Origin of the sequence: Paenibacillus illinoisensis NBRC 15959 (genome assembly GCF_004000925.1) — a bacterium.
Lineage (GTDB): Bacteria > Bacillota > Bacilli > Paenibacillales > Paenibacillaceae > Paenibacillus > Paenibacillus illinoisensis.
On the sequence record NZ_BIME01000012.1, the window covers coordinates 122,066 to 134,152 of the forward strand.

Here is a 12,087-nt window from a genome sequence, read left to right on the forward strand (position 1 = left end):
AGTACAAAAATGATTATCATTCTCATTCGAAAACCATGCTGCTGCGGGATTCCCGCAGCAGCATGTGTCATTTTTAGGGCATTAACAATGGCTCTCATTCTCAATACGACGCAACTTAAATCAACGAAACAAGAAAGGATTGTGATTCACATGCAAGCGATACATCAACCTATACACACCCAGACACAAGCAGAACAGAACTCCGCGCAGTCACCTAACCCGAACCGTGGACGTAAACCTAATTTTCGCGCCATGCTCCGGAATAAGGAGATGCAGGCGGCTCTCGGCAGCGGGTTATTAATGCTTGTTGCATGGGGAACTTCACCCTATTTCAATGAAATATCCATCATGCTGTACATCGTCTCTTATGCAATCGGAGGATGGACCAAGGCCAAGGAAGGCATGGAGACACTGGTCAAGGACCGTGATCTGGATGTCAATCTGCTCATGATTGCTGCATCACTGGGTGCAGCAGCTATTGGATACTGGAATGAAGGCGCGATGCTGATCTTCATTTTTGCGTTAAGTGGTGCTCTGGAAAGTTATGCGACGGAACGGAGTCATAAGGATATTTCATCGCTGATGGCACTTAAGCCGGAGACAGCACTGCGCATCGAGAATGGACAGATGAACCTTGTCGCCATTGATGAACTCGTACCGGGCGATCTGCTGCTGGTCAAACCGGGCGAGTTGATACCGGCTGATGGCATCGTGTACCGCGGGAGCTCATTTATCAATCAGGCCTCCATTACAGGAGAATCCATGCCGGTGGATAAAGCTGAGGGTGACGAGGTTTATGCAGGAACGGTCAATGGAGAAGGTGCTTTGTATGTAGAGGTAACGAAGTCAGCTGCAGGTTCGCTGTTTGGCAAAATCATTAAGCTGGTCGAAGAGGCACAAGCCGAAGTACCGGATTCACAGCGTTTCATTGAGCGATTCGAAGGCATTTACGCACGAGTGGTTGTGGGTGTAACTCTGATGGTTATCGCAGGAGCTCCACTGCTGCTGGGCTGGACCTGGAATGAGGCTTTTTATAAAGCGATGGTTTTTCTCGTTGTAGCTTCACCATGTGCACTGGTCTCCTCCATCATGCCAGTCATGCTGTCTGCGATGTCCAGCAGTGCACGTCGCGGTATTCTGTTCAAGGGAGGGGCCCATGTGGAGAATATGGCTCAGACCCGGGTCGTGGCTTTTGATAAAACAGGGACATTGACCATGGGTAATCCCCAAGTCACAGATATATTAACAGCCGAGGGTGTGAATCGCGCCGAACTGCTGTCTGCAGCTGCTGCCATTGAGAACTTGTCCATGCACCCGCTGGCTCGAGCCATTGTAGATCAGGCAGTGCGTGAAGGTATTGTGACGCAAGAAGCCGAACGGGTACAAACGCTGACAGGTTGGGGGATTGAAGGGTACGTACACGGTGTTCTCTGGAAGATTGGGAAAACGAATGAAATACACTTGGATACCCATCCACACTGGCACGACGAACGTGCCCGACTTGAGCGTGAAGGCAAAACGGTATCCATCGTGATGGCGGATAACCATTTTGCTGGCCTGATCGCCATGCGGGATACCGTTCGTCCACAAGCCGCAGCAGCAGTGAAGAAGCTGGAGGATATGGGCGTGAAGGTGGCCATGCTGACAGGTGACCGGGCCAAATCTGCAGCTGTGATTGCACGGGAAACAGAAGTAAGTCTCGTCTATGCCGATCTGCTTCCCGAAGATAAAGTGAAACAGGTACAGGCATTACGTCAAGAGTACGGACAGGTGCTCATGGTTGGTGATGGTGTTAATGACGCGCCTGCACTTGCAGCAGCTACTGTGGGTATGGGCATGGGAATGTCGGGGAGCGGGACAGCGCTGGAGGTAGCTGATGTGGTGCTCATGAATGATAACATTGAGGGAATTGCCTGGGTGATTGAGCAGGCACGAAGAGCACAACGGACGGTGAAGCAGAATATGTTTTTTGCCATTACGGTTATTCTGGCACTGATTGCGGGGAATTTTCTGCAAGGTGTTGCATTGCCGCTGGGGGTTGTTGGGCATGAGGGCAGCACGATTCTGGTTATACTCAATGGTCTAAGACTGCTGCGCTGATGATTTGGAGAATAAACCCGTAGGAACCGTCCTACGCATCCTGATAGGACGTATTCAGTTAACCTTACAGAGGCTCCCAGTAAATTCATGTAATCTTCATTTGTGACCAAAAAAAGAACCTGCAGGGCAGAATGATCTGTCCTTAGGTTCTTTGGGATGTACGTTTATTTACGGAAAAGTCTTGCTTAGAATAGTTCAGTCAAACCAATCATCGTAATGAGTCCTAGCAAAAATGAAACGGTAGCCACACGTGCATTGCCGTCGCCGTGACTTTCGGGAATCAGCTCCTTGTATACGATGAACATCATCGCACCTGCCGCAAATGCAAGACCATATGGCACGAGTCCTGCCACGAGACTGCTGAGTGTGTAGCCAATCATGGCCGTGATAATTTCGACGGCTCCTGTCAGGGTAGCGATCCCAAGTGCCTTGAATCGGCCGATGTTCTGGTTCACGAGAAAGAGAGCGACCAGAAACCCTTCGGGAGCATTCTGTAATCCGATCGAAAAGGCAATGAGATTGCCAAGACTGGCATCGGTACTGGCATAACTGACACCTACAGATAAGCCTTCAGGCAGGTTATGCATGGTGATGGCTGCAATAATCATGAAGGCTTTGGCTTCAATTTTAAATGGCATCTTCTCCGGATTCTCAAGATCCACATGAGGGATCTTCATTTCGAGTACCAGCAAAACCATGCTGCCGAGCATAATACCGAGAGCAAGTACGAAAAGGTTCGACTGCCCCAGCGCTTCGGGAATGAGATTGTACACCGAGGCTGAGGTCATAATACCTGCTGCGTAAGCAAGCAAGATATCACGCAGACGGTGCGTTACTTTTCGCATAAATAGAATAGGTACGGCCCCAAGGCCGGTAGACATGGCTGAGATAAAGCTGCCAATGAGTGCATCGTTCATGCTTCCATTTTCCCTCCTGATGAAGACTTCTTCATAATCGCTGCCGAGCATTGACACCGTAGTTAAAAGAGATCATAATGAACAACAGATTAGAATGATTATAAATTAGAATTCCATTTCTGCATAGGGCAATTGTCATATTGGGCAGGTCTTGTGGACATGATTTAGGCTTATATCGATCTAGTGTATGCAAGGGCATTTGCTTTTGATGCTAGTGAGCCCAACCTTTTTGCAGAACTCGGGGGAGGAACTATACATGTATAAATCCATTATTATCGGAACAGGCCCAGCAGGGCTGACAGCAGCAATCTATCTGGCTCGTGCCAACCTTAACCCACTGGTTATCGAAGGACCACAACCTGGTGGCCAACTGACAACAACAACGGAAGTGGAGAACTTCCCAGGTTTCCCTGATGGCATTATGGGCCCTGAACTGATGGATAACATGCGTAAACAAGCAGAACGTTTTGGCGCTGAATTCCGCACAGGCTGGGTAAACAACGTCGATATGAGCGAACGTCCTTTCAAAATTCAGGTTGAGGGCATGGGTGAACTGGTATCGGAAACCTTAATCCTGTCTACTGGTGCATCTGCTAAATACCTTGGTATTCCTGGAGAAGAAACAAACGTGGGCCGCGGTGTCAGCACTTGCGCAACATGTGACGGATTCTTCTTCCGCAATAAAGAAATCATCGTTATCGGTGGAGGCGACTCTGCACTGGAAGAAGCAAGTTTCCTGTCCCGTTTCGGTTCCAAAGTAACCTTGGTACACCGTCGTGAGGAGCTGCGCGGATCCAAAATCATGCAAGACCGTGCACGCAGCAACGAAAAAGTGGAAATGGCTCTGAACCGTACGCCGATCGAAGTCATTGCTGGTGATCATGGGGTAACTGGACTGAAAGTGTTGAACAACGCAACGGGCGAAGAAGAAATTCTTCCGGCAAGCGGCGTATTTGTAGCGATCGGTCACACACCTAACACTGGGTTCCTTGGTGGACAGATTACAACAGATGAACATGGGTATATTATGACCACACCAGGTACTTCTGAAACGAACATTCCAGGCGTATTCGCTTGTGGAGACGTTCAAGATACACGCTACAAACAAGCGATTACAGCGGCAGGCAGCGGATGTATGGCTGCAATGGATGCAGAGAAATTCATTGAAAGCCTGGAGCATAGCGCAGTAGCACTGTAAGGTATCTCGTTTAAATGGGTAAATTAACGTTGTAACTATATATAAACTATATGAGGTGAATGAATAATGGAAAACGTAATTGTATACACATCGACCAACTGCCCAAACTGCAAAGCAGTGAAGACGTTCCTGGCTGACAAAGGAATTTCTTATGAAGAGCGCAATATCGAGACAAGTGACGAGTTTGCACAACAAGTATGGGATATGGGCGTACGTGCAGTACCTCTGACTGTTATTGGTGAACACCGCATCCTGGGTATGAACAAAACGCAATTCGCAAAAGCACTGGATGCTTAATTATCCCGGTACAGGGATTCAATCAAGCTGCATTAAGCTATTCCGGTTCGCGCGAGCCGTTTGAATATATAATATAAAGGGAGCCTTAGTCCTGAATAGGACTGGGGCTTCTTTTGCTTGAATTAAACCAGTTTCATCAATCATTCAGAATTGTCCAATGTACAAAAGTACGATATCCTTTTCTTAAGTCGCAGGCAGTGAGGTGAAAAGGCAGCATGATGATCGATCAACAGGAGCATTTTCGCTTCTGGGAACAGGCAAGTATACGAGATATCGAGGTTGAACGGACTCTTCTCGCAAAGGGTGAAAGAAAGCTATTCACGACCCAGTCCAGCAGTTTTTTCTGTGTGAGAAGAGGCAATGTGCTTGTACTGCTTAATCAGAAGACATATTCCATCAATCATTTTGAGATGATTCATGCTCCGTCCAAAAGTTTTATCGAGTGTAATGCTGGTTCAGAGGGAGCGGAGTTTATACGAATTTCGTACAAAGCAGCATGGGGATCAGCAAACAGCGAGGAGCCGCAGTGTATAAAGGAACGAATGAATCCAACTCACATTACATATCGTGTGACACCAACTCAGCCGATGATGTTATATGAAATGGCAGATCGAATGCTGGAAGTGCAGCAGCAGGAAGAGCATTCCGTACCACTTCAACTCAAAGCTTTGTTCTATCAATGGCTGTATCACATGGTGGAGCAATTTTATCTGCAGCCTCCAGTTGTAAAAATAGCCAGTCCTGTCGAGCTGGTTACACTGACTCTGGAGTACATGTTGAAAAACTATGCGAAGCCTCACACGTTGGAATCTTTGGCTGCAGTGATGGGGCGGAGTGCAGGGCATCTTTCGAATTGTTTCAAACAAGTGCTCAATCGTGGACCGATTGACTGTCTGATCCGTTTGCGCATGCAAAAAGGGTGCAATTTATTGGCCGAGACCAAGCTTCCCTTGCGAGTTATTGCGTCTTCCATTGGTTATCAGGATGCTTATTATTTCAGCAACGCTTTTAAAAAGTATATTGGAATTTCCCCACAAAAGTATCGCAAGCAAATGTTGGAGGAAGATGTTATATCCTCAGCAGGAAGAAATCATATTGTTGGCACTTCGGACCCATGTTATATTCCTTCATATGATAATGATAATTATTATCAATACTTGGATGGAGGGTCTGATGAAATGCTAAGAAATATAAAGAGAGTACCGATAGCCTTACTGATGGCTTTTGGGTTGTTGTTAAGTGCATGCAGTGGCGGTTCCTCAGGAAACACAGGAGCTGCAGCAGGAGATGGAAGTACCGCTCAATCGGAAGCACCAGCTAACCAGGCGAACGGTTCAGGCGAAAATAATACAAATGAAAATAGCCAAGGGACCACACGTAAAGTGAATACCTCCATGGGTGAGGTGGAAGTACCTGCGAATCCACAGCGTGTTGTAACCGACTTCTTCTTGGGGCATATTCTGGCTCTGGATGTGAAGCCTGTCGGAAGTAATGGCGTATTTATGCAGAACCCTTATCTGGAGGGCAGGGTTGAGGGTATCCAGGATATTTCGGACAACCTTGAGGCCATAACTGGACTGAGTCCCGACCTGATCGTTACAGGCGATGCTAAAAGTTATGAATCATATTCCAAAATTGCACCAACCGTTTTTCTGGATAACTCGGCTCCGGTCCGTGATCAGGTTCAGGAACTTGGCGTGATATTAGGGAAAGAGGCTGAAGCATCGGCATGGCTTACCGATTTTGAACAAAAGGTGACTGCAGCCAAAGAGCGTTTGAGCAGCATATTTAAGGAGGGAGAAACCGTCACGGTCTTTGACGGAGGATTAAGTAAAGATATCACGCTTTACGGTAACGCGCATACGGGCAGAACAATTCACGGCGAATTGGACTTGCCTATGAATGAGAATGTGGCAAGCACCATTGATCCGAAAGTGGGCTGGGCTACCATCTCAAGCGAGCTTGCCGAATCATATGCCGGTGATCGCGTGTTTATGGCCGTGAATGCCAAAGCAGAATCGTACGACTATGCGAGCGATCCGGTGTGGGGCACGTTAGACGCAGTCAAAAACAATGAGTTATACGAAATTGATGGTTACAAATTTTACTTCTCCGATCCTATCTCTGTCATGGGCCAGATCCAGGATATCGTGGACATGATGGTAGAACGTGCCCAAGAAAATTCCCAAAAGTGAGCATGACTCATTTAAAATAATTGATATGGAAAATCCCCTTGCGTCAGTAATCAGGAGCACATGGTAACATGAACTCAAGATACACTGCGAAAGGGGATTTCGTCATTTAAACCAGGTATTCATCTAAAAAAAGATGCTCATAAACGTCTGAAAAACAACATACACCAATACGCCTGACAGCATATACATGAACCCAGCCTTCTTTTTGCTCTGAAACAATCGAAGTATGCCGAGGCTGAACAGCGGCGCAAGCACGATCAAGAACAGGAGTACGGTGACAAACATTTGCGCCGAGATATCTGAAGTATCCACGTAGGTCACGGGTTTTCACTCCGTTTCGTTATAGGAATTAACACAGCGGCAATCATCCCGCCATGACAAAAATCACATATCCTCATTATAACTCTGGATTTCTTTAACAAAAAGGGAGGAAATGGGGCGAAATGATGTCAATTTTCAGCGGTTATTAGACCGACACTCTTATTTTACCTAGAAACTGGGAAATGGCAGAGTAAGCGGCACCAATACGGGTAGAACGGCTGCCCAGTGCTGCCCATTCGATTTGCAAACTGCGACGGTGATAGGGCAGTGTACGTTCTTCGACGACCTGTTTGAGAGCAGTTTCAATCCATGGACCTGCTTCGGAGAGTGGTCCGCCAATGATGATGCGTTCGGGATTGAAGCTGTTAACGATATTCGTGATGCCCACGCCCAGTTTGCGGCCGATGTTCTCGTATAAGTTCAATACTGCCTCATGACCTTGCTGTGCATATTCTACGAGCTCGCGGGTGGTGTGAGCCGGCAAATGAAGCTGATGGTCGGGGTGCTCATAGGCTTTTTCGGAAGCATATAGCTCCCAGCAGCCGTGATTGCCGCAGGAGCAGGGTCTGCCTTCGGCTTCGATTGACATGTGGCCTGTCTCCCCGGCGTAGCCCCAGGCACCTTTGTACAATTCACCGTCTACCATAATTCCCGATCCGATACCCATCCCTGCACTGATATAGATGAGATGACGTACACCAATGCCGCTGCCAAAATTCAATTCCCCATGAGCCCCTGCATTGGCCTCGTTGTCAATCGTTACAGGAAGCTCAAACATCTCCTCCAGCATGGAGCGAAGCTCGACCTTCTCCCAACCCAGGTTGGGTGCAAACAGCACTGTTCCAGCCTCATCTACCATCCCAGGTACCCCAATGCCAATACCAATTACACCATGCGGGGAGGGGGGAGCTGACTGCATCAGATGTTCCGCTGCACGTTTCAGCTGTTCCAATACGGAAGGCACATCATGCTGTTCCAGTTTGATGGCATACTCCGTTATGATATGGCCCTCCAGATCGGTAAGCACACCCTTCAGGTGAGTTACGCTCAGCTCCAGACCAACTGCATATCCAGCCGTACCTCGAAACAGCAGCATGAGCGGCTTGCGGCCACCGCTGGATTCACCCGGACCAATCTCCTGGACAAGCTCATCGCTGATGAGATCGGCAACAAGGTTGGACACGGTTGCTTTGTTAAGTCCCGTAACTTCGGATACTCTTGCGCGGGAAAGAGGGGCATGACGACGAATCGTATCGAGGACGATGGACTTGTTTATTTTTTTAACCAGCATCTGGTCTCCGGTAATTTTCATAACAATCAGGCACTCCTATTCTGTATATAAAAGGGTTCAATCATTCATCCCGTTCTCAAGCTATTCGACTATTATAGCGTAAACAAACCCGGAAAAAACAATTTTATTTTACTTTGTTTAACCAATAGACAAAGTATAACCGATGTGATAGGATAACGGTGTAAACGATTTCTTTAAAACTATTGAGGAGGCATTTTACATGGCCTATTTTGAATCCGTTAATAAAATCGCATTTGAAGGCAAAGACTCCACCAATCCTTTTTCATTCAAACATTATAATCCGGAAGAAGTTGTTGCCGGCAAAACGATGGAAGAGCACTTCCGTTTCGGCATGGCTTACTGGCATACATTAACTGCAGGCGGCAGTGACCCGTTCGGTGCAGAGACAGCTGTTCGTTCTTGGGATAAATACTCGGGTCTGGACCTCGCGAAAGTACGCGTGGAAGCGGCTTTTGAATTTTTGGAAAAAATGAATCTCCCGTTCTTCTGTTTCCACGATGTGGACATCGCACCAGAAGGCAACAGCCTGCGTGAGTTCTACAGCAACATCGACACGATCGTTGACCTGATTGAAGACCACATGAAATCCAGCGGCAAAAAACTGCTCTGGAACACGGCGAACATGTTCTCCAACCCGCGCTTCATGTTTGGTGCAGCTTCCACATGCAATGCTGACGTGTACGCACATGCAGCAGCGCAAATCAAGAAAGGTCTGGAAGTGGGTAAACGTCTGGGCGCTGAAAACTATGTATTCTGGGGCGGCCGTGAAGGTTACGACACATTGCTGAACACAGACATGCAGCTGGAGCAGGACAACATTGCCCGCATGTTCCACATGGCTGTAGACTACGCGAAGGAAATTGGCTTTGACGCACAATTCCTGATCGAGCCTAAACCGAAAGAGCCAACGAAACACCAATATGACTATGATGCAGCGACTTCCATTGCCTTCCTGCAAAAATACGGTTTGGACAAACACTTCAAACTGAACCTGGAAGCAAACCATGCAACTCTGGCTGGTCACACATTCGATCACGAAATCCGTGTTGCCCGTACTAACGGCATGCTCGGTTCCCTCGATGCCAACCAAGGCGATATGCTGATCGGTTGGGATACGGATGAGTTCCCAGTGGATATGTACGATGCAACATTGACAATGTACGAAGTATTGAAAAACGGCGGTATCGGCCGTGGTGGTGTAAACTTTGACGCCAAAGTACGCCGTGGATCCTTCGAAGCAGACGATCTGTTCCTGGCTCACATCGCAGGTATGGATACGTATGCTAAAGGTCTGAAAGTAGCTGCCAAATTGATCGAAGACCGCGTATTCGATGACTTCATCGAAAAACGTTACAGCAGCTTCAAAGAAGGTATCGGTGCTGAGGTTGTTGCAGGCAAAGCGACTCTGGCTTCCCTTGCAGAATACGCACTGAACAACGAGAGCCCACGCAAAAACCAATCCGGTCGTCAAGAATTGCTCAGAGCAAAACTCAACCAATACATCTTGGCTGACTAATAACTGGAATCAACTTGTATAAGCTTGGCTAGGGACACCGTCCATATATGAACGAGCTTGTACCATGGACGTTGAACAGGCATGACATTCGGACCGTCCCCGACTTTCCCCTGGGAAGGCGGGGGCGGTTTTTTGATACCCGAACGGAGTAAATTTCATGCGCATCAAGGTTTGCATGCATTACTAATGACGGATATATGTCGTTGGCGCGATTTTCAGCTACAGAAACGAGTACGCTTTACTCGTTTTCATATCCATGTGTGTCCATGATAATGCATGCAGAACGGAGTGAGCAGAAAGGGCCGAGGAAGCGGAGCGTTCGCTCAGAGTTTTCTGAAAGAAAACTGGCTTCGGAAGCATAGGCTTATCCCTGGATTTCTCCCTTTTTCAAAGGGAATAAAGGAAATCCGGGGATAACGGCGATCCGAGGGTTTTCTGATCACGGAGTGACTTTCATGTATACATGGATTTTTCGTGGATATAACCTGTGATAAACGAAAGGAGTTAACCCATGAGTTACGTAATTGGTGTCGATCTGGGAACCAGCGCAGTCAAAACGGTGCTGGTTAACCGCGAAGGAAAAGTGGCATTTGAAGCATCCGAGGCTTACCCGCTGCACCAGCCCAAGGCTGGCTACAGTGAGCAGAATCCGGAAGATTGGGTAGAACAGACGATTGTCTCCCTGCGCAAATTGCTGGAAGTATCCGGCGTACAGCCTTCTGAAATTGAGGGGCTTAGTTTCTCTGGGCAAATGCATGGACTTGTTCTGGTAGATGCAGAGGGGAAACCACTGCGCAATGCCATTCTGTGGAACGATACACGTACTACGGCTCAGTGCCGCCGCATTGAGAAAGTATTGGACAATAAACTATTAAGCATCGCCCGGAACCGTGCACTAGAAGGCTTCACGCTGCCGAAAATCCTGTGGGTACAGGAAAACGAGCCGGAGCTGCTGCAGCAAGCATCCTTGTTCCTGCTGCCGAAGGACTATGTTCGTTATCGCCTGACTGGCGATTATGCCATGGATTATTCGGATGCAGCAGGTACATTGCTGCTGGACGTTGCTGGCAAGGAGTGGAGCAAGGAGATTGCGGAAGCTTTTGAACTGCCGATCTCACTTTGTCCGCGTCTCGTGGAATCGTTTGAAGAAGTGGGCACATTGCTTCCAGAGATCGCAGATCAAACGGGCCTTGCGGCTGCGACCAAAGTATTTGCAGGTGGAGCCGACAATGCGTGCGGGGCAATCGGCGCAGGCATTCTGAGTGAAGGACAAACGATGTGCAGCATCGGTACGTCTGGGGTTGTGCTTTCTTATGAAGAACGCAAAGACCTCGATTTCGAAGGCAAAGTCCACTTCTTTAACCATGGGGAGAAGGATGCCTTCTATATTATGGGGGTAACGCTTGCAGCTGGATACAGCCTGTCCTGGTTTAAGGATACGTTTGCAGCGGACAAATCGTTTGATGTGCTCTTGCAGGGCATTGATCAGGTTCCGGCTGGCAGCAACGGATTGCTGTTCACCCCTTATATCGTCGGAGAGCGGACGCCTCATCCAGATGCGAACATTCGCGGCAGCTTTATTGGCATGGATGCCGGACATAAGCTGGAGCACTTTGGGCGTGCAGTCATGGAAGGAATTACGTTCTCCCTGCGGGAATCGATCGATATTCTGCGTGGTGCAGGCAAAACGGTCAATGAGGTCATCTCCATCGGAGGTGGTGCCAAAAATGAAGCCTGGCTGCAAATGCAGGCGGATATCTTTGACGCCACGATTGTGAAGCTTGAGAGTGAGCAGGGCCCGGCAATGGGCGCGGCAATGCTTGCAGCATATGGCTGCGGCTGGTTCCCTTCCCTGCAGGATTGTGCGTCAGCGTTCATTCGCCCTGCCAAATCCTATGTACCGAACCCGGAAACGGTAGCCGTATATGATGGACTCTTTGCACTGTATCAGGAAGTATATGGTCAGACACGCAGCCTGAATGATCGTCTGGCAGAGTACCGTTAATTCATAACGTGAATCATTCAATATATGTAACAAAGGTTAACCGAAGCACTCGCGGAAGCGGGTGCTTTTTTTGTTGAATATAGACAGGAACTAAAAGCACTGGAGCACAGTAAGTGGTGAGTTCCGAGAGCGGAGTTCTCAGACATAACCCCATCCCGGATATGCATAGATTGAATATAGAGGATGGGCATAAGCCAACAAGCCAGACGTCAAAGTGAGGCCGATG

The 12,087-nt window shown here is 48.2% G+C and carries 9 protein-coding genes; 6 read left to right on the forward strand and 3 right to left on the reverse strand.

Annotated features, from left to right (window positions below; translation table 11 throughout):
- Positions 1-150 precede the first annotated feature (150 nt).
- Positions 151-2,100, forward strand: coding sequence for a heavy metal translocating P-type ATPase (locus tag PIL01S_RS24250; protein WP_307721006.1), 1,950 nt, complete (start codon positions 151-153; stop codon positions 2,098-2,100).
- A 185-nt stretch (positions 2,101-2,285) separates the two neighbouring features.
- Here PIL01S_RS24250 and PIL01S_RS24255 read toward each other — a convergent pair whose 3' ends face one another.
- The gene (locus tag PIL01S_RS24255; RefSeq protein ID WP_127539829.1) at positions 2,286-3,017 is read right to left on the reverse strand and encodes a ZIP family metal transporter; all 732 of its coding nucleotides are present in this window, start codon (positions 3,015-3,017) and stop codon (positions 2,286-2,288) included.
- Between the two features lie 256 nt (positions 3,018-3,273).
- Here PIL01S_RS24255 and trxB point away from each other — a divergent pair, with 256 nt between their 5' ends.
- The 3 genes from trxB to PIL01S_RS24270 all read left to right on the forward strand — a co-directional run bounded on the left by trxB (position 3,274) and on the right by PIL01S_RS24270 (position 6,707).
- The gene (trxB, locus tag PIL01S_RS24260; protein WP_095361760.1) at positions 3,274-4,215 is read left to right on the forward strand and encodes a thioredoxin-disulfide reductase; all 942 of its coding nucleotides are present in this window, start codon (positions 3,274-3,276) and stop codon (positions 4,213-4,215) included.
- Between the two features lie 66 nt (positions 4,216-4,281).
- A complete protein-coding gene (locus tag PIL01S_RS24265) occupies positions 4,282-4,512 on the forward strand; it encodes a glutaredoxin family protein (RefSeq protein WP_095292396.1) in 231 nt (76 codons plus the stop codon).
- Between the two features lie 215 nt (positions 4,513-4,727).
- Positions 4,728-6,707 carry an AraC family transcriptional regulator gene (locus PIL01S_RS24270; protein WP_127539831.1) on the forward strand — a complete coding sequence of 660 codons (1,980 nt, stop codon included), beginning with the start codon at positions 4,728-4,730 and terminating at the stop codon, positions 6,705-6,707.
- 123 nt (positions 6,708-6,830) lie between these two features.
- Here PIL01S_RS24270 and PIL01S_RS24275 read toward each other — a convergent pair whose 3' ends face one another.
- Together PIL01S_RS24275 and PIL01S_RS24280 are read right to left on the reverse strand one after the other, a co-directional pair.
- Positions 6,831-7,028 carry a hypothetical protein gene (locus PIL01S_RS24275; RefSeq protein WP_053779005.1) on the reverse strand — a complete coding sequence of 66 codons (198 nt, stop codon included), beginning with the start codon at positions 7,026-7,028 and terminating at the stop codon, positions 6,831-6,833.
- A gap of 145 nt (positions 7,029-7,173) precedes the next feature.
- Positions 7,174-8,340, reverse strand: a complete 1,167-nt coding sequence (locus PIL01S_RS24280; protein WP_127539833.1) for an ROK family transcriptional regulator — start codon at positions 8,338-8,340, stop codon at positions 7,174-7,176.
- Positions 8,341-8,539: 199 nt separating this feature from the next.
- On the opposite strand from PIL01S_RS24280, the gene xylA reads away from it, so the two are divergent.
- Entirely contained in the window at positions 8,540-9,856 is a 1,317-nt protein-coding gene (xylA, locus tag PIL01S_RS24285) for a xylose isomerase (protein ID WP_095292400.1), read from the forward strand.
- Positions 9,857-10,367: 511 nt separating this feature from the next.
- Entirely contained in the window at positions 10,368-11,861 is a 1,494-nt protein-coding gene (gene xylB / locus PIL01S_RS24290; RefSeq protein ID WP_127539835.1) for a xylulokinase, read from the forward strand.
- Positions 11,862-12,087: the final 226 nt, after the last annotated feature.

Coding starts and splice junctions, on each gene's coding strand:
- PIL01S_RS24250 (WP_307721006.1), top strand. CDS start 151: ATGCAAGCGATACATCAACCTATACACACCCAGACACAAGCAGAACAG.
- PIL01S_RS24255 (WP_127539829.1), bottom strand. CDS start 3,017: ATGAACGATGCACTCATTGGCAGCTTTATCTCAGCCATGTCTACCGGC.
- trxB (WP_095361760.1), top strand. CDS start 3,274: ATGTATAAATCCATTATTATCGGAACAGGCCCAGCAGGGCTGACAGCA.
- PIL01S_RS24265 (WP_095292396.1), top strand. CDS start 4,282: ATGGAAAACGTAATTGTATACACATCGACCAACTGCCCAAACTGCAAA.
- PIL01S_RS24270 (WP_127539831.1), top strand. CDS start 4,728: ATGATGATCGATCAACAGGAGCATTTTCGCTTCTGGGAACAGGCAAGT.
- PIL01S_RS24280 (WP_127539833.1), bottom strand. CDS start 8,340: ATGAAAATTACCGGAGACCAGATGCTGGTTAAAAAAATAAACAAGTCC.
- xylA (WP_095292400.1), top strand. CDS start 8,540: ATGGCCTATTTTGAATCCGTTAATAAAATCGCATTTGAAGGCAAAGAC.
- xylB (WP_127539835.1), top strand. CDS start 10,368: ATGAGTTACGTAATTGGTGTCGATCTGGGAACCAGCGCAGTCAAAACG.